The following is a 17790-nucleotide window of genomic DNA, read 5'->3' on the forward strand; positions in this document are numbered from 1 at the left end:
GATGGCGCCCCCGTTCCACCTGGCGCCCGCTCCCATGTTCGAATTCGCCCTGGACCCCATGACCCTGACACTGCTTGCCGGGGTCGCCTTCCTGGCTGGTTACATCGATGCCATCGCCGGCGGTGGAGGTCTGCTTACGGTTCCTGCGCTGCTGATGGCAGGTATCCCGCCCCATCTGGCCATCGGCACCAACAAGCTCAGCTCCACCTTTGGCAGCGCCACCGCCGCCTATACCTTCTATCGCCGCAAGCTGTTCCAGCCCCGCCAGTGGCGACATGCGCTGGTGGCAACCGCCGTGGGCGCGGGCATCGGAGCGCTGGTAGCTCACCATTTGTCCGCGGAATTCCTCAATCAGCTGCTGCCGGTGGTGGTTTTCAGCTGCGCGCTCTATCTGCTGTTTGGTGGCACGCCCAAGGCGCCGGTGCTGAGCGATGCGCCCGTGCCGCAACGGCGACAGTGGCCCCAGGGCCTGACGCTCGGGGCATACGATGGCATGTTCGGTCCCGGGACCGGCGCCTTCTGGACCGTCAGCAGCCTGTTGCTGTATCCCCTGGATCTACTCAAGGCCAGCGGCGTGGCACGCACCATGAATTTCGTCAGCAACGGCGTGGCGCTGGTGATGTTCATCGCCCTCGGTCAGGTGATCTGGGTACTGGGGCTGACCATGGGGTTGTCGCTGACCCTGGGTGCCTATCTGGGCGCACGCAGCGCCATCGCCGGGGGTGCCAAGTTCATTCGCCCGGTATTCATCTGCGTGGTGCTGGCGCTGACCGTCAAGCTAATCTGGCAGCACTGGTTTGGTCCCGCCTAGGCGTTCGACCCGATAGAGATCGATCAGATAGCGGGAGATGGAGAACGGCGGCGGTAGCGTCGGCAGCTCGTTCAGGTGGAACCAGCGGGCATCTTCGATCTCTTCCGGCTGGCAACGGATATCGCCATCCAGGTAATCGACGTGGTACCCCAGCATCAGCGAGTGCGGATAGGGCCAGTTCTGACTGCCCTGGTAGCGCAGGTTGCCAACCGTGACACCCACCTCTTCCATGATCTCCCGGTGCACGCAGGCTTCCGCCGACTCGCCCGGCTCGACGAAACCCGCCAGGGTACTGAAGACCCCTGGCGCGAAGCGCGGCGATCGTGCCAGCAGGACCTCGTCACCCCGGGTGATCAGGGCGATCATGCTCGGGGATAACCGCGGATACTGGGTCAGCTGGCAATTCGGGCATTTCAGGCCACGCTGCCCATCCAGCGCGAAGGTGCCTGTGCCGCACTGACCGCAAAAGCGGTGCTGGCGTGCCCAGGTACCGATCTGATTGGCATAGCCCAGGAGCTTGAACAGCGCATGGGGCGATTGCAGCATCAGGGGCCGAAGGGGCTGCCAGGCACAGCCCTCGATGTCCGGTGGCGAATCCAGTTCGAGCAAGGTGACGGGCTGATCCTGCCAGAGCCCCAAGCCATGACGATCACCAGCAAGGCCCTGGACGTGCGGATCGTCCGGGGCGAAGAGCACGTCCGTACCCCGGGAGAGAAAGGACTGACCGCTATGGACGACCAGCCAGCCGGTCGCGGGTTGGATGGTCGGGAACCAACTAGGCTGCCAGGCCATCATGCGGCAGCCGAGGTCCAACCCAGGGCGCGAATGCTTTGCGCCGCAATGTCGAGGATTTCCGGCGTACCGTCCTGGCCCTCGGTACCGCCACTCTCGACAAAGAACTCGATGCTGCTGAGAGCGTCGGCCAATACTTCCAGGGTGGCCGGCTCACAGGCCTGGCCGCCTTCGATCAGGCAGCGCTGGATATAGCCGGTACAGGCACGTACCAGTTCAGCGGCACGTGGATTGCCCAGGAAGAACAACGCCCCCCGTACGGTATCGAGCAGCGCGGGGACCGTGGCCAGGTGCAGAGCATCGCCACGGGAGTCGAGGAAGGCGCCGATCGCGCGCTTGGCATCGGTCAGGCCCTTGTAGGCTTCACGGTGCAGCAACGCCTGGGCTTCGCCGAGCTGATAGTGGGCGACACTGACCTGGACATCGTCGGCTTCCAGGGGAACGTCGATCAGGGAACCCTGCCCTTCGGGATGAGCCACCAGGCTTTCCACGAGCAGCAAGGCGTCGGCCAGGGGGCTGAGATCTTCGAGTACGAAGGTCTTTTCCCGGAGCTGGGAGATGCTCGGCAGGCACTGCTGCAACACCTGCCCGGCATTCTCCTGGCCAACCATCTCCAGCGTCTTGCCAAGCAGGCCGACCTGGACATACAGCCGGGAGACATTGTCGGACAGCGGCGCACGATTCTGCACGGCGGCGTTGCGCACCTCGCTCTCGATGAGATCGATCAGGTCCTTGACCGTCTCCAGCTCTTCGCGAATGGCTGCGGACAGCGAATGCATGACCGCATGACCGGGACCGGCCAGACGCTTCTTGCCCGCTTCGAGCTGGCTATCGGTGAAACCGAGACGCTCTATGCTGTAGGCATTCATGACTTCCTGCTGGTGGGCGCTATCGGCCCCTGCCAGCGCCAGCAGGTAGAGAAGTTCCTTGAGGGTGCTGCGCGCAGGCTCATGCAGATCATTGCCCAGCATCTGGCGCAACTCGCGGTCGACACGGGCGAATAGCTGCTTGCGTTCGCGGGTGGCGGTCAGGCGGCCTTGGGCGAACCCCTCGACCGTGGCGGCCGCGACCCAGGGCAGATAGCCGCCAACATGATCGTGCAGCAGTGCAGCGGATCGTTCCAGGGCGCGCGCCATGAGTCTGAGACTGGCCACGGCATTGACGTCACGCAGGAATCCCAGCAGGCCGATCTGGTACATCTGCCGCATCCGGCGAGCCTGGGCCTGGCGTTCACGCATGCCGAGTCGGGTGGTCTCGCTGATCAGCGGGCGCTGATCGAGACGAACGCTGAAAAAATAGCTTTCCGAAAGCTCGGGCTCGCCCCCGGCAAGGCGCAGGGCGTTGATCGCGGGCAGCAGCAGTTCGGGCATCTCGTCCTGGCCGCTGCGCAACTGTTCCAGGTACCGGCGCAGTACATGCAGGCCCCGACAGATCGACATCAGGTGTTCGTCGTGTTCGGGACCAGCGCCGGCGGGAATGTCATTGGCGATCTGCAGCGTTTCGTGGGCGAGCAGTTGGGCACCCGCCAGTTCGATGAGCGTCAAGGCGCCTCGAATCTGGCCGATACTCTCGACCGCGCGCTGCAACAGACTGCTGCAGTGCCGCTCGACAATGAAACGTTCAAGATGGGACTCAGCTTCCTCGATGGTCGCGAACAGCTGTTCGCGGACCAAGCTCAAAGCTCTCGCTCCGGTCACCATGGTGCCTTACGCCTCCTGCGCCAATACAACCTCGCAAACGCCACTCTAAAACGGGAAGAAAGATTTGCTGTTTCCGATGAAGCCTAGGTGCCCGTGTCTTCCTGACCGAGCCACGCTAATCATCCCATGCATGGTTGCCGGGATCACTGCTCCGAAACACCAGACCTGTAAATCCACAACAGCGAAGCGATTATTCCGAATCGTCTTATGAATCAAAGGAACGAAGAAAGTTCCGTGAGACTCGAAATATGATGCTTCATGCGGGCTCAATTGCTTAGCCTGCAGCATCTTTGTTGAACGGTAGCTGAAAATTGTGAAGGCTTTCAGCTTATTCAGACGAACGCTAACGCCTGACCAATGATAGGCCAGGCGGTTAGCCGTGCAGAGGAGCTATCACTCGGCGCCAGGCGTGGATAGCCAGAGTGGTACCCTGCCGCAGCTCTTTTCGATCGCTGCCATACGGGCGGCATGGGCGTCGAGATCCTCCGCGGTGGCGCTGATGACCCGAGTCCGCTGCCGATCGGCCGGCAGGCGCTTGATCGGCATGACGTAGTTGCCATCGCCATTGCCCTCCTGCCCATGCGCGGCCAACGACAGGCTGGTCTGGCCACCAGTCATGGCCAGGTAGACGTCGGCGAGAATCTCGGCGTCGAGCAGCGCGCCGTGCAGTTCGCGGTTGGAATTGTCTACGCCATAGCGCTTGCAGAGGGCGTCCAGGCTGTTGCGCTGACCGGGATGGCGACCGCGCGCCATGACCAGGGTATCGAGCACCGAGCAATGCTGGGTGATATCGGCCCGCTCGGGGTGAACACCCAGGCGTGCGAACTCCATATTGATGAAGCCCACGTCGAAGGGCGCGTTATGGATGACCAGTTCCGCGCCTTCGATGAATTCGAAGAAGCTGTCGGCGATCTCGGCGAAGCGTGGCTTGTCGGCGACGAACTCGTCGGTGATGCCGTGGACCGCGATGGCACCCTCGTCGATCTGCCGATCCGGATTGAGATAGACATGGAAATGCCGCCCGGTCAGACGCCGGCCGATGACTTCCACTCCCCCGATCTCGATGACCCTATGCCCATCGGTCACCGGCATGCCGGTGGTTTCGGTATCCAGCACTACGTATCTCATCGCTACCTCTCGCCCTGCTAGACCTTGGCGGCCTGCCTGGCCTGTCTGACTTCGTCCACTCCTCGATTGGCCAACTGGTCGGCCCGCTCGTTCTCCGGGTGACCGGTATGGCCGCGCACCCAGCGCCACTCGACCTGGTGGCGTTGGACCTGGGCATCCAGGGCTTGCCACAACTCGGCATTTTTCACCGGCTGCTTCGCGGCGGTCTGCCAGCCGCGCTTCTTCCAGTTAACCAGCCACTGGGTGATGCCCTTCATTACATACTCGGAATCAGTGGTCAGGCGGATCTGGCAGGGGCGCTTGAGCGCTGCCAGGGCCTGGATGGCCGCCATCAATTCCATGCGATTGTTGGTGGTGTTGGCTTCTCCGCCCCAGAGCTCGCGCTCCGCACCCTTGAATTTCAGCAAGGCACCCCAGCCACCCGGCCCGGGATTACCCTTGCAGGCGCCGTCGGTAAAGACCTCGACGATGTCGTCACTCATTGGATTCACTCGATTCGCGCCGGCTGATCTTGGCCACCGGCATGGGCAGCAGCTTGCCGCGCGGTTCCCTGCGCACCTGGGGTGCGGGGCGCATGCCAAACATCAGCTTGCGCGCCGATAGCAGATAGAAGCCCGCACCCGCCGCCTGTTCGCGGTTGGGTTCGGCTTCGCCTTGCTCCATCCAGGCCAGACGCTGTTGCCACTTGGGGGATGAAAGCGGCGGACGATAACACCCGAAGCGCCGTTTCTCCAGCGCGAACCCCAGCACCGACAGCCAGTCCGCGACTCGATGAGCACCGAAACAGCGCGCCTTGCGCAGCGCATCGCGGGCCAGGTAATGACGCACCCCCCATAGACTCCAGGGATTGATCCCGACCACCACCAGATGCCCGCCGGGCCTGACACTGAGCGCCGCCTCACGTAGCAGTCGATGGGGGGCCAGGGAGAAATCCAGACCATGCTGCAGTAGCACGACATCCGCCGCGTGTTCGCCCAGTGGCCAGGCCCCCTCCTCGCAAACGATATCGACATCGCCGAGCGGCGGACCGATACGAACACGATGCCGGAGTTGGCCACAGTTGGCTGGCGACTCGGGATGAGGGCCATAGTGAATCAGGTAGCTGCCGAAATGCCGCTTGAGCTCTTCATCAATCAGCAGCCGCTCCTGTTCGAGCAGCAACTGCCCCAGGGGCCCCGACAGCCACTCCCGGGCCGAGCTCATCAGCTTCAACCAGCGCGGATCGACCTGGGCGGAGAATTCATCGTGCATCGTCTGGTCCTCTGATACTGAAGCCTCTGCTGTTACCGTGCTACCGACTGCTACCCTAGCGATCAGAGAGTAACCTCATGTTCGACATCCTTCCGCTGCGCGCTTTCAACGACAACTACATCTGGCTGATCACCGACATCGAGAAGAGACAGGCGGTCGTGGTCGATCCCGGCGACGCCGCACCGGTATTGACCTGGCTCGATGACCACCCTGACTGGCGGCTGACCGACATCCTCATCACCCATCACCACAACGACCACACCGGCGGTATCGCCGCACTCAAGCAGCGCAGCGGTGCCCGAGTGGCGGCGCCAGCCGACGAGCGTATCGCCAAGGTCGACCTGCCGCTGGCGGACAACGATCGTCTGGTAGTCCTGGGCGCTACCTTCGAAGTCCTGCGAGTCCCTGGCCATACCGCCGGCCATATCGCCTTCTATCTCGCCGGCAAGCGACCGCTGCTGTTCAGCGGCGACACCCTCTTTTCCGCAGGCTGCGGTCGCCTCTTCGAGGGGACGCCTAGCCAGATGCTGGCCTCCCTACGCCGACTGGCCAGCCTGCCGGACGCCACCGAGATCTACTGCGGCCACGAATACACCTTGAGCAACCTGCGCTTCGCCCAGGCCGTGGAACCGGATAGCCCCGCCGTCCAGGAAGCCCTGGCCGAGACCGAGCGTCTACGTGACGCCCAACGCCCCACCCTGCCCTCTACACTAGGTCGTGAACGCCACATCAATCCCTTCCTGCGGACGACCGAGCGCAGCGTTCGGCAACGTTTGCAAGAGCAGCGCGAGGTGGCCGCGGATGCCTCGGAGGATACCTTTTTCGCGGCCCTGAGAGCCTGGAAGGACACGTTCTGACACTCATTGATCGGCCCCTCTGGCAGCGCTGGAACAGCGGGTCTTCGGTCGTCGTACAGGTCACAGGCTGACGGGTTGTTCCTTGACCCCCCGGGATGCGGTTCCTAGAATCGCCCATCCTTCAGTTCCCGGAAAGCCCAGACCAATGCCGCCAGCGACGCCGAAAACCCGCGAAATAGACGTGCTGGCCACCTCTTTCAAAGTCTCGGCGCTATGCCTTGCCGTCTTCCTCGCAGGTTGCCAGAGCACCCCGCAGTCGGCGGATCAGCCCTACCAGGCCGATCTGGAAATGACGCCCAACAAGATGCAGCGGCCTCCCGAGTGGTTGCGCAAAGCCCCAGCGGCAGCGGCCACCAGCGGCGATATCTGGGACAGGGTGAGGGACGGCTATCAACTACAGGGCGCGGGCGACAACGGGACCAACCCACGCATCGAACGCCAGCGACTCTGGTACGCGAGCCACGAGGCGGCGCTCGCCCAATCCTGCAGCCGCGGCGCCCCCTATCTGCACTACATCGTCGAGCGCCTCAAGGAGCGCAACATGCCGCTGGAACTGGCCCTGCTCCCGGTGGTGGAAAGCTCCTTCAATCCCAATGCCCTCTCGCGTAGCGCTGCCTCCGGTCTCTGGCAATTCATCCCGACCACGGGCAAGTACTTCAACCTGCGCCAGACCCGCTTCTACGACGGTCGCCGCGACATCACCGCGTCCACCAATGCCGCGCTGGACTATCTGACCAAGCTGCACGACATGTTCGGTGGCGACTGGCTGCTGGCCCTGGCCGCCTACAATGCTGGCGAGGGAACGGTGAGCCGCGCCATCGAGCGCAACCAGTCGCTCGGCCTACCCACCGACTACTGGAATCTGTCCTCGCTACCGGCAGAAACCCAGGATTACGTGCCCAAGCTGCTCGCCGTTTCCCAGATCGTACGCAATCCGGACGCCTATGGCCTGGCCCTGGAATCCATTCCGGACGAGCCCTATTTCGAGGTGGTGGACATCAAGCAGCACCTGGACCTGGCGCGGGTCGCGGAGCTGGCCGACCTGGATGCCAACGAACTCTATCGCCTCAATCCCGCCTACACCCAGCGCGTGACCATGGACGGCCCCAAGCATCTGCTGGTGCCGGCGGAAAAGGCCAAGCGTCTGGTCGCGACCCTGCCCAATATCGCCCCTGAAGCCGTGGTGCGCTGGCAGGAATACCGGATACGTAAGGGCGATACCGTGCGCAGCATCGCCAAGCGCAATCGCGTGAGCGTCGAGCAACTCGTAGCACTCAACAAACTCAGTAGCAGCAGCCGCCTGTCCGCTGGCCGGGAATTGATGATTCCGCGTCGCGAGACCGGCAAGACCACCACCCCTCTCGAAACCATCGCCGTGGCCGAAGAGCCCGTGGTACGGACCTACAAGGTGCGGACCGGCGACAGCCTCTGGTCCATCGCCCGCGCCAACGAGGTGGAACTGGGCGATCTCAAGCGCTGGAACGATCTGGGCAAGCGTGGCCTCAAGGTCGGTGAAACCCTGAAGCTGCATGGCACTGGCAGCAGCACTGCCACGGCCGTGGCGATGCCGGCGTCCTATACCGTCAAGACCGCCAAGGCGGCAGCCAAGACGACCAAGACCGCCAAGGCTGCCCCGACCTACTACCGGGTCAAGGCCGGTGATTCGCTGTACCAGATCGCCAAGCGCTACAACATCGGCGTGCAGGCCCTGCAGGATTGGAATCCGCGCATCGCGTCGGCCCTGACGCCTGGTCAGACACTGACGCTGTTCCTCAACTGAGCCGCGACCCCGCACTGCAGCGGTCATCCAGCGCTTTTGTCGCGGGTATCGACCTGCTACCTTACCGCCCCACCCGTGTCGGGTACCTCCAGGTGCCCGGACCAGATCTCGCTCTGACCTGCGCAGAGCCCTGCCCAACCCGGACCTCAGCCCTCTGGCTGCTGCCTGGGATTCAACACAGAAGAGGAAAAAACCATGGGATTTCTCGCCGGTAAGCGCGTTCTCATCGTCGGCGTCGCCAGCAAGCTGTCCATTGCCTCCGGCATCGCCGCGGCCATGCACCGCGAGGGCGCCGAGCTGGCCTTCACCTACCAGAACGAGAAGCTCAAGGGTCGCGTCGAAGAATTCGCCGCAGGCTGGGGCTCGAACCCCGAGCTGTGCTTCCCGTGCGACGTCGCTGACGACGCCCAGATCGAAGCCGTGTTCGCTGCACTGGCGAAGAAGTGGGATGGCCTGGACTGTATCGTCCATTCCGTCGGCTTCGCTCCTGGCGATCAACTGGATGGCGACTTCACCGCTGTGACCACCCGTGACGGCTTCAAGATTGCCCACGACATTAGCGCCTACAGCTTCGTCGCCCTGGCCAAGGCCGGTCGCGAGATGATGCGTGGCCGCAACGGCAGCCTGCTGACCCTGTCCTACCTGGGTGCCGAGCGTACCATGCCCAACTACAACGTCATGGGCATGGCCAAGGCTAGTCTGGAAGCCGGTGTACGCTACCTGGCCGGCAGCTTGGGCCCGGAGGGTACTCGCGTCAACGCCGTGTCCGCCGGCCCCATCCGTACCCTGGCGGCCTCGGGCATCAAGAGCTTCCGCAAGATGTTGGCTGCCAACGAGCGCCAGACTCCCCTGCGTCGCAACGTGACCATCGATGAAGTGGGCAATGCCGGCGCCTTCCTGTGCTCCGATCTGGCCTCGGGCATCAGTGGCGAAATCCTCTACGTCGACGGCGGCTTCAACACCACCGCCATGGGCCAGCTCAACGACGACGAGTGATCGTGGCAGCTGACTGATCAGCGCGAAGGGCCGGCCATGTGCCGGCCCTTCTGCTTTCAGGTTTCGCTGCGTACCTGAGCGTGGCTGATCAGCGCGAAGATCAGGCTGCCCCCGACGATATTGCCTGCCAAGGTCGGCCCGGCGAAGGTCAGCCAGAAGTCCCCCCAGCTCGCTTCTCCGGCGAACACCAGATACGCCACCTCCACGCTGCCCACCACGATATGGGTGAAGTCGCCCAGTGCCATCAGATAGGTGATGAGCACGATGATCCAGATCTTGGCGTTCTCCGCTGCCGGCAACATCCAGACCATGGTGGCGATCATCCAGCCCGAGACTATGCCCTTGGCGAACATCGCCGAGACATCGTTCTCCATCACATGGGTGCCAATCTGCAGAAATTTCGCATCGGTCTTGGCATCGAACAGCGGCAGGTGCAGGACCACGTAGGCCACCAGGATGGTACCCAGCAGGTTACCGACCAGCACCACGCTCCACAGCCGCGCCAGTCGGCCGAAGTTGTGTAACGTGGGCTCGCTCATCACGGGTAACACCGCCGTGAGGGTATTCTCGGTGAACAGCTGCTGGCGCGCGAGGATCACCGCCAGAAAGCCTGCCGAATAGCCGAAGCTGGCGATGATCTTGGTGTAGCCCCCTTCGGGCAGATTGGCATTGAGCAAGCCCATGGCCATCAGCGACAGGCCCATGGTCAAACCTGCGGCCAGCGCCGACCAGAACAGCGCGGCGAGGGTCCGTTCCAGCTCGTGATCACCCTGGGTACGGATGATCTCGTGCAGCACCACGGCACGTGGCAACTGGTTTTCGTCGACATCCTCCTCTTCTTCGCGACTCAGCTCCGGATCTTCCGGAGTGGACTCCCCGCTCTGTCGAGGTTCTTCGTCACGCTCCTGGTCTCCCTTCATCAGACGGCCTGCTCGTCCCAGAGAAGTTCATCGTTCTCGCCGATTTCCGTCACGCGATTGAGGGCCGCATCGGCCGCTTCCTCCGCTTCGGAGGCCAGGTCGAAATGCCGCTCGGTCGCGACCTTGTGAAAGGTCGGATGTGCATCCTCCCGCCGCGCCTTGACGGCGATGACCGCTTCGAATCCCTGCTCAGCCGGAACGGCAGACGAGATCGCTTCGTGATGAGTGAAATGCTTGATAGCCATGGACGCCGATGTCTCCCAACCTGAGGCGACCGGACTGGTCGCGCCTGATCAATAGACTGTCCGGGCGGGAAAACGATCTGTGCGGCGGGTGTCGATCAGGCGCCGAGCAGCTTCTGCACCTGCAGGTGAAGACGTTCGAGGGAGAACGGCTTGGTCAGCAGGGGAACCTTGCCCAGTAGCGGGGAGCCGGTATCGATGATTTCGGCAGGATAGCCGCTAATGAAGAGGACCTTGAGGTCGGGGCGCAGCTTGAGTGCCGGCTCGGCGATCATCACGCCGGAAACGTCATCGGGCAGACGAAAATCGGTGATCAGGAGATCGAGATGTGGCCTGCCCGCGAGGATGCGGAAGGCTTCCAGCGAAGACGGGGCCTGCAAGACGGTGTAACCCAGTTCGGAAAGATAGTCCGCAAGGATCATCAAAATCTGCGGCTCATCCTCGACCACCAGGACGACCTTGCCAGTTTCCCCACTCACCATCTAACCCCTGTACGCAAACGTTCGGCTCCCTTCGACAGAAAGGGCCGATAAAGTTCAAACTATCGAAAGGTAAGGGCCGCCGAGCGTACCGGCAGCCCCTTGGCCTTACTGCTGTTTTTTCTGGCCTTGCTCGTTGATGGTGGTCTTGCCAGCACCGGTGGCGGCGCCAGCGCCTTCACCGGTCTTCTGACCAGCCGGGGTACCCATACCAGCACTGTTGGCCTTCGGCGGGTTACCCGCACTCTCGGCTGCGAAGGCAGTGCCACTGACGGCGATCAGACCAGCAAACATCAAGGCGGCGGTTTTCTTTGCGTTCATGGTAGGACTCCGGTTTGATTGGACACTGTTTAGGCAGGCCAAGCGCCGATTCGTTCTCTACCTCTGCATGCGAGGGCTGTAACCGGATGCGAACCTCATGAGCGCCGCTCTTTTCTGTAGGGCTTAGCGCCCTCTCACCTGCTCGCGCTCAACCGGCTGGCGCAAGGCCTTGCTTGGACATCCACACCAGACCCACCGCCACAGTCGTGCCAGCAGTACCGGCCGAGCGTCAGAGCAGTCGCAACGGATAGTCGACGATCACCCGCAGCTGATCCACCGAACCACCGGTGGAGAGCGAGCCGCGGTGCCAGGCCTGGCGCACCCTGATGGACAGTCCCTTGGCCGAACCGGCCTGCACGACATAGCGTCCTTCCAGATTCAGCTCGCGCTCCTGGTCATCGGCTCCGTACATCCCTCGGTAGGCGCTACCCACGGGCAGGTGGCTGCCATCGATGTCGGTACCCTTGATATAGCGGGTCATGAGACTGAGACCCGGCACGCCCAGCGTCTTGAAGTTGAGGTCGTAGCGCGCCTGCCAGGAGCGCTCTCCGGGTGCGTTGAAGTCGGAAAACATCGAAGCGTTGCCCAGGAACAGACCACCGCCGGTACGGCCGTTGTCACCCATGCCGATGTAGTCGAACGGTGTATCGCCATCGATCCGCTGCCAGCCGAGGGTGAAGGTCTGGGGGCCGTGGCTGTAAGCGGCAGCCAGGCTGTATGACGTATTGTCGATAGGGCCAGCATTGGCGGCGCCGGTATCCCGGGTGCGATAGAGGTTGCCGTCGAAGGTCAGGGATTGGGTGGCCGACAGTGGCCGTACCAGATTGACGTTGCCGTAATACTGGTTCCAGATGTCATCGAGCTGGGCGGCATAGAGCGACAGACTGACACCCTCGGCCAGCTTGTACTTGCCACCGGCGAAGTCGACGTGATCGGCGCGGCGGCGGGCGTAGCCCGCCCAAAGATCGCCGTCCCTGTTGGTACTGACCTGATCGGTACCCGAGGTGAAATGCCCGGCTTCCAGGGTCAGGTCGGGGATATCGGTGCTCAAGAGGCTCCAGCCGGTGGCACTCTGGGGCACCAGGCGGCTGGTGCTGATGGCGAACACCGGCGCTGTGGGCAGTTGCTGGCCATAGCGAACAACCGTCTGCCCCAGCCGCAGCTTGGCTGCCGCGCCGGCCCGGGAGTATTCGTCTGCCGGCTCGTTGCCAGCATGGATTGGCAGGTTGCCGGTACCCCGCCGCCCAGGACCGGCATCGAGCTTCATGCCCAGATAGCCGAAGGCATCGACACCCAGGCCAACGGTGCCCTGGGTGAAGCCGGACTGGTAGTCCAACAGGAAGCCCTGGGTCCAGTCCTTCTGGTCAGCACGCCCGTTGCGGCGATCACTGCCGAAGTAATAGTTGCGCAGGGTCAGCGTGAGCTTGCTGTCGTCCAAGAAGCCGTCAGCCCTGGCGTCCTGCCCATTCAGGAGTAATACGCAGCCACCCAGCACGCCGAGTGCGAGAGGTGCGGCCAGACTGCGCCCCTTCAGCCCGTGAGCGCGAGGGGATGTTCCTTTCCGATATAGCGAGAGTTCCATGAAGTCCTCTGGATACTGTTGGCGATCTGGTTATGTGAAAGGCGCGCGCGCGAAAGCAGCGGATTCCTTCCGCGGCGGTGGCGACGTCCGGTGGGTGAGGCCCGCCCTCCCCAGCGCGGGCCGTTACGTCAGGTCAGGGACTCAGCCAATCGGCTGCCCCGTCCTGCTACAGCTGCCGGCTCCTGCAGCGGCCTCGTGCCGCCGGCCAGATGCAGGCGCCGGTCCGACACGGCGTCCACGAGGTCCTCGTCGTGACTGACCAGCAGGATGGCCGTCCCGAAGGCTTCGGCAGTCTCGGCCAGCAACTCGATCATCTCCTTCTGGGTGATGAGATCCAGCCGCGAGCTGGGTTCGTCGGCAAAGATCAGCACCGGATCGAGCAGCAGTACGCGCAGCAGGGAAAAACGCTGCAGCTCGCCACCCGAGATGTTGCCGGGCAGTCGATCCAACAAGCCTTCGTCGAGGCGCAGGCGCTGCATCAGTCGGCCGATTCTGGAGGTGTCCAGCCGGTGCAGCTGAACCAGATCCGCCAGCAGCTGGCGAAGGGTCACCGAAGGCGCAAAGGCGGCGACCGGATCCTGGTGCAGCTTCTGGAAGGCGAAGCGGCTCAGACCAGGCTGACGCCGGATCGCGCCCGCGCTGGGAGCGGCAACCCCCAGAATGAGGTCTCCCAGGGTCGACTTGCCACAACCGGATGGCCCGGTCACTCCGAGAATCTCGCCTGGCCTGACCGCGAAGGAGAGGTCTTCGAACAGCTGCCGACCGCCGCGCTGGACCGCCAGACCCTCGACCGCCACCACGGGGTCGCCCGTGAGCGGTCGCGGCACCCGTCTGGGCCACTGCGCAGGATCGGCGGCCAGCAACTGGCGGGTATAGGCGTGCTGCGGCTGACCAAGGACCTGTTCAGCGCTACCGGACTCGACCACCCTCCCCTTGAGCATGATCATCACCTCGCCGCCCAGTCGGCGCGCCACTTCGAGATCGTGGGTGATGATGAGCAGACTGCCGCCATCGGCCAACATGGCCTTGAGCAGGTCGATGACCTCGTCGATACGATCCCGATCCAGGCCCTTGGTGGGCTCGTCGGCGATCAGCACCGGCGAGCCACCGGCATGGGTGGCGGCGAAGGCCAGGCGTTGCGCCATGCCGCCGGACAACTGGAAAGGATACTTGCGCTCGGCGCCGGCCAGGCCCAGTCGCGCCAGATCCGCGGTAGCCTTCTGGCGGGCCTCCGCAGTCTTGAGCCCGACCACCTGGGTATAGGTCTCAGTCACCTGGGACAGCGCCTTCATGGTCGGGTCCAGGCTCAGCCAGGGCTCCTGGGGCAGCACGGCCAGCCCCCTGCCCCAATGCTGGCGGCGGCCGGACTGACGCCCCTCCTCGCTGAAGCCGTCCGGCAAGCCGACCTGCCCGTGCGCCTGCAGCCCCGCCGGCAGATTGCCGACGACGCCCTGGGCGAAGAGACTCTTGCCGGAGCCGGTTTCCCCGATGATGGACAGCACCTGACCCGGTGCCAGGCTGATGGACAGCGGTGCCACCAACTGCGCCTCGGCCGTGCGGATCTCCAGCGCCGTGGTCGTGAGCGACGAGGTCATGGCTTGCGTCCTCCAGTGATGAGCATCAATGACAGCACGGTCAGAAAGATCGCGATGATCGGCAGGGCGATGACGTAAGGCGCCTCCGCGTAATAGGGCAGCAACTCGGTGATCATCAGCCCCAGCTCCGCCGTGGGTGGCCGCACGCCGATACTGACGAAGCCCAGAGCGGCAATGGCCATGATGGTCGAGGCGGCGCCGAAGGCGGCGATGGTCAGCAGCACCGGTGCCAGCTGTGGCCAGAGGTGACGGCGTACGATATAGACGGGACCGAAGCCCAGCAGCTGGCTGGCGGACACCGCCGGCGAGGCCAGCACGGTGCGCGACAGGGCGCGGGTCATGCGGAAGTATTCCACCCACAGCACCAGGGCCACGGCGCTATAGAGCGCGACGAAAGACCCGGGAAATACCGCGACGATCAGCAGTACCAGCAGCAACCCCGGCAAGGCCAGGAACAGCTCGGCCAGCCCACCCAGCAGCTTGTCGACCAGACCGCCCTTCCAGGCGGCGAGGATCCCTAACAGCACACCAGGGATGGCGGCGGTACAGACACTGATGAAGGCCAGCCCCAGGGAGAAGCGGATGGCCACCGACAACCGGGCCAGCATGTCGCGCCCCAGGTGGTCGGTACCGAAGGGATAGGCGCTGCTGGGTGCCGCGAGGATCGCCATATAGTCCTGGCGGGCGATGTCGCCTTGCCAGAGCAGCGGGGTCAGCACCGCAAAGGCGACCAGGGCTCCCAGCAGGCTCAGACCCAGCCAGCGGGCGGAGGATTTTACCGGTGGCGCCGCCAGGGCGGCGGTAGCGTCCAGATTCATGCGTTTCTCCCGCGCGGATCGATCAGGTGGTTGGCGAGATCGACGAGGGTATTGAGGATGACGAACAGCAGGCCCATCGCCAGGGCGGTCCCCTGCACCATGGGCACGTCGCGCTGGACGATGGCATGGACCAGGCCGTGGCCGATGCCCGGCCAGGCGAACAGCGTCTCTACCACCACCACGCCCTCGATGAGATACACCAGCTGTACCCCGAGGTAGGTCACCACCGGCACCCCGATGTTGCGCAGGCCATGGCGCAGGAACACGCTGGCGCCTCTCAGCCCCTTGAGTCGGCCAAAGCTGTAGTAGGCGGATGCCGCCACCTCCACGGTGGCATCCCGGGCAACCCGGGAAGACACGGCCGCCAGGCCCAGTGTCAGGGTCAACGTGGGCAACACGCTGTGCCAGAAGGTGCCGTGCCCAGCCGCCGGAAACAGCTTCCAGGAGATGGCGAACAGCAGCACGAAGATCACGCCCAGAACGAATTGCGGCAGCGCCCGGATGGCGGTGGTCAGCACCAGCAGGCCGCGATCCAGCAGACTGCCCGGACGCAGACCCGCCACCACGCCCAGCGGCGGCCCGATCAGTAGCGACAGGCAGACGGCGCCAATGGCCAGGCGGATGGAGCTACCTAGCTCATGGGCAACGACGTCCATCACCGGCTTACCGGACACCAGCGAATGCCCGAGATCCAGGGTCAGCAGATCGCCGATCCAGGTAAAAAAGCGCCAGAGCAGCGGCTGATCGAGATTGAGTTCGGCCCGCACCGCCTCGGCGGCGGCGGTATCCACCAGGTCGTAGCCGTAACGTCCGGCCGCGATGCGGTAGGCGGCGTCACCCGGCAGCAGATTCATGAACAGGAAGGTAAGGCCTCCAACCACCAGGGCGACCAGGCCCGCCTGCAGCAGGCGAAAGGCGAGCAATCGGGTCATTGGGTCCACCGCATCTTGCTCAGGCCGAAGGTGCGCTCGAAGGGATCAATGGCGGCGCCTTCGACGGCATTGGAGACAGCCATGGTCTGGCGGTACCAGGCCACGGGAATCACCGGCAGGTCCTTTTGCACCTGGGCCATGGCGGCGTAGCGCTGGCGCTGTTGCTCGGCTGGATCATCGCTGGCCAGCAGCGCGGCCAAGGCCTGGTCGAAGGCAGGATTCTTCCAACCCAGCGGCCCCCATTCGGCGCCGCCGTGGCTGAAATCATTTAAGAGGGTGACCAGAGGATCGGGCACCAGGGCGAAGTTGCGGCCATAGAGCGCCAGCTGCAGTGAGCCGTCATTGTGAGCTGCCGGAATGGCGCTGGAGTTCTGCACCGCGACCTCGACATCCACGCCAACCTCCCGCAACTGCGCCTGCAACGCGGTAGCGATCAACGGCAGCTCAGGACGATCGGAATAGGTCAGCAGCTTGAGCCTGAGGGGCTTGCCGTCCTTCTGCAGGATGCCATCGGCTCCAGGTGCCCACCCCTGCCCGGCCAGTAGCGTGCGCGAAGCGCCCGGATCGTAGGCGAGTGGCGCCAGCTCGGGGTCGTGCCAGGCGGGCACGTTCTTGGCGAACAGCTGGGTCGCCCCGGTACCCGGCGCTCGCAATACGGCGGCGGCGACTCCCTCGCGCTGGATGGCCAGACTGAGCGCCTGGCGGACCTCGACCGGCGCGGTGGCGCCAGCGCCGGAGTTGGGGGTCAGCAGCACCACCCGCGGGACCGGCTCGATCAGCACCTTGAGGCTGCTCGACCGCTTGAGCCGGGCGATGCTCGGCGGATCGAGCTGGAATACCAGCTCCGCATCGCCACTCTCCGCCATCAGGGTACGCGTCTCGCCCCGGCCGGCGGCCAGGTAGGTCGTCCGGGCGATTTCCGGCTTGGTGCCCCAGTAACCCGTGAAGCGCTCCGCGGCCAGGCGCTGCGGCGGTTCCAGTAGCGTCAGCTGGTACGGCCCCGTGCCGATGATCTTCTGCACCTTGCCCTCGGCGTCATAGGCGGCTGGTGCCAGGATATTGGTGGAGGAATGCGCCAACAGCGCCAGCAGTGGTTTGAAGGGCTTCGCCAGGCGGATCACCACCTCGTTACCCTCGGCAGTGACCGATTCCATGCCTGCCTGCTTGAGTACTCCGGGCTTGCCGCGTGCCGCATTGAGCGCAGCGGCCGCGGCTTCCGCCGTAAGGTCGCTGCCGTCATGGAATTTCACCCCCTGGCGAATGGCGAGCCGCCAGGTCAGGCCATCTGCCGATTCCGTCCAGCGCTCTGCCAATCCGGGAAGCGGCTTGCCTTTGGCGTCGGCTTCCAGCAGCGTTTCGGTGATCTGCATGCGCTGGAAGACAAAGCCCGAGATGGACGGATCCAGCCCGCCGATCTCGAAGGGGCCGACCACGTCGAAGACGCGGTCCTGGGCATTGGAAAGCGTGGGCACGAAAGCGACCAGGGTCGCCAAGGCCGAAGCCGTCAGGGCTGTACGGAAGGTGCGGGATAAAAGCATGACAGTCCTTAGCAAAGCGAAAACGCCGATACCCACCGCTGACGCCAG

At 64.0% G+C, this 17790-nt stretch carries 18 protein-coding genes; 4 read left to right on the forward strand and 14 right to left on the reverse strand.

Annotation, left to right across the window (positions count from 1 at the left end; translation table 11 throughout):
• The first annotated feature begins 34 nt into the window (after nt 1-34).
• The gene (locus PJ259_RS04140) at nt 35-811 is read left to right on the forward strand and encodes a TSUP family transporter (protein WP_271654835.1); all 777 of its coding nucleotides are present in this window, start codon (nt 35-37) and stop codon (nt 809-811) included.
• Here the strand turns inward: PJ259_RS04140 and nudC are convergent.
• The 5 genes from nudC to PJ259_RS04165 form a co-directional block, all read right to left on the reverse strand.
• Nucleotides 779-1606 (reverse strand): NAD(+) diphosphatase, encoded by an 828-nt coding sequence (nudC, locus tag PJ259_RS04145; RefSeq protein WP_271654836.1) that lies wholly within the window; start codon nt 1604-1606, stop codon nt 779-781. The two genes, PJ259_RS04140 and nudC, sit on opposite strands and share 33 nt — an antisense overlap.
• Nucleotides 1603-3303: a ferrous iron transporter B gene (locus tag PJ259_RS04150; RefSeq protein WP_442964870.1), complete on the reverse strand. Its 1701-nt coding sequence runs from the start codon at nt 3301-3303 to the stop codon at nt 1603-1605. The genes nudC and PJ259_RS04150 overlap by 4 nt, the downstream gene beginning before the upstream one ends.
• 393 nt (nt 3304-3696) lie before the next feature.
• Nucleotides 3697-4431, reverse strand: a complete 735-nt coding sequence (dnaQ, locus tag PJ259_RS04155) for a DNA polymerase III subunit epsilon (protein WP_271654838.1) — start codon at nt 4429-4431, stop codon at nt 3697-3699.
• A gap of 17 nt (nt 4432-4448) precedes the next feature.
• Complete coding sequence (rnhA, locus tag PJ259_RS04160; protein WP_271654839.1) at nt 4449-4913, reverse strand: ribonuclease HI; 465 nt, start codon at nt 4911-4913, stop codon at nt 4449-4451.
• Nucleotides 4906-5682 carry a methyltransferase domain-containing protein gene (locus PJ259_RS04165; RefSeq protein WP_271654840.1) on the reverse strand — a complete coding sequence of 259 codons (777 nt, stop codon included), beginning with the start codon at nt 5680-5682 and terminating at the stop codon, nt 4906-4908. Before PJ259_RS04165 ends, rnhA begins: the two co-directional genes overlap by 8 nt.
• A 77-nt stretch (nt 5683-5759) precedes the next feature.
• On the opposite strand from PJ259_RS04165, the gene gloB reads away from it, so the two are divergent.
• The 3 genes from gloB to fabI all read left to right on the forward strand — a co-directional run bounded on the left by gloB (nt 5760) and on the right by fabI (nt 9315).
• A complete protein-coding gene (gene gloB, locus PJ259_RS04170) occupies nt 5760-6539 on the forward strand; it encodes a hydroxyacylglutathione hydrolase (protein ID WP_271654841.1) in 780 nt (259 codons plus the stop codon).
• 145 nt (nt 6540-6684) lie between these two features.
• Nucleotides 6685-8319, forward strand: a complete 1635-nt coding sequence (locus PJ259_RS04175; protein ID WP_156428944.1) for a lytic transglycosylase domain-containing protein — start codon at nt 6685-6687, stop codon at nt 8317-8319.
• A 195-nt stretch (nt 8320-8514) separates the two neighbouring features.
• Complete coding sequence (gene fabI / locus PJ259_RS04180) at nt 8515-9315, forward strand: enoyl-ACP reductase FabI (RefSeq protein ID WP_042134086.1); 801 nt, start codon at nt 8515-8517, stop codon at nt 9313-9315.
• 56 nt (nt 9316-9371) lie between these two features.
• On the opposite strand, the gene PJ259_RS04185 is transcribed toward fabI, so the two are convergent.
• The 9 genes from PJ259_RS04185 to PJ259_RS04225 all read right to left on the reverse strand — a co-directional run bounded on the left by PJ259_RS04185 (nt 9372) and on the right by PJ259_RS04225 (nt 17742).
• Nucleotides 9372-10235: a formate/nitrite transporter family protein gene (locus PJ259_RS04185; protein WP_271654842.1), complete on the reverse strand. Its 864-nt coding sequence runs from the start codon at nt 10233-10235 to the stop codon at nt 9372-9374.
• Nucleotides 10235-10480 carry a hypothetical protein gene (locus PJ259_RS04190; RefSeq protein WP_059314875.1) on the reverse strand — a complete coding sequence of 82 codons (246 nt, stop codon included), beginning with the start codon at nt 10478-10480 and terminating at the stop codon, nt 10235-10237. Before PJ259_RS04190 ends, PJ259_RS04185 begins: the two co-directional genes overlap by 1 nt.
• Before the next feature lie 95 nt (nt 10481-10575).
• Nucleotides 10576-10959 carry a response regulator gene (locus tag PJ259_RS04195; protein WP_156428945.1) on the reverse strand — a complete coding sequence of 128 codons (384 nt, stop codon included), beginning with the start codon at nt 10957-10959 and terminating at the stop codon, nt 10576-10578.
• 105 nt (nt 10960-11064) lie between these two features.
• Entirely contained in the window at nt 11065-11277 is a 213-nt protein-coding gene (locus PJ259_RS04200; RefSeq protein WP_271654843.1) for a hypothetical protein, read from the reverse strand.
• 229 nt (nt 11278-11506) lie between these two features.
• The gene (locus PJ259_RS04205) at nt 11507-12811 is read right to left on the reverse strand and encodes an OprD family porin (protein WP_442964887.1); all 1305 of its coding nucleotides are present in this window, start codon (nt 12809-12811) and stop codon (nt 11507-11509) included.
• A gap of 176 nt (nt 12812-12987) precedes the next feature.
• Nucleotides 12988-14454: an ABC transporter ATP-binding protein gene (locus PJ259_RS04210; RefSeq protein ID WP_271654845.1), complete on the reverse strand. Its 1467-nt coding sequence runs from the start codon at nt 14452-14454 to the stop codon at nt 12988-12990.
• The gene (locus PJ259_RS04215; RefSeq protein WP_271654846.1) at nt 14451-15272 is read right to left on the reverse strand and encodes an ABC transporter permease; all 822 of its coding nucleotides are present in this window, start codon (nt 15270-15272) and stop codon (nt 14451-14453) included. The genes PJ259_RS04210 and PJ259_RS04215 overlap by 4 nt, the downstream gene beginning before the upstream one ends.
• Nucleotides 15269-16204, reverse strand: a complete 936-nt coding sequence (locus tag PJ259_RS04220) for an ABC transporter permease (RefSeq protein ID WP_271654847.1) — start codon at nt 16202-16204, stop codon at nt 15269-15271. The genes PJ259_RS04215 and PJ259_RS04220 overlap by 4 nt, the downstream gene beginning before the upstream one ends.
• Nucleotides 16201-17742: an ABC transporter substrate-binding protein gene (locus PJ259_RS04225; protein WP_271654848.1), complete on the reverse strand. Its 1542-nt coding sequence runs from the start codon at nt 17740-17742 to the stop codon at nt 16201-16203. Before PJ259_RS04225 ends, PJ259_RS04220 begins: the two co-directional genes overlap by 4 nt.
• Nucleotides 17743-17790: the final 48 nt, after the last annotated feature.

Source organism: Pseudomonas sp. JBR1 (genome assembly GCF_028198185.1).
GTDB lineage: Bacteria > Pseudomonadota > Gammaproteobacteria > Pseudomonadales > Pseudomonadaceae > Chryseomonas > Chryseomonas oryzihabitans_E.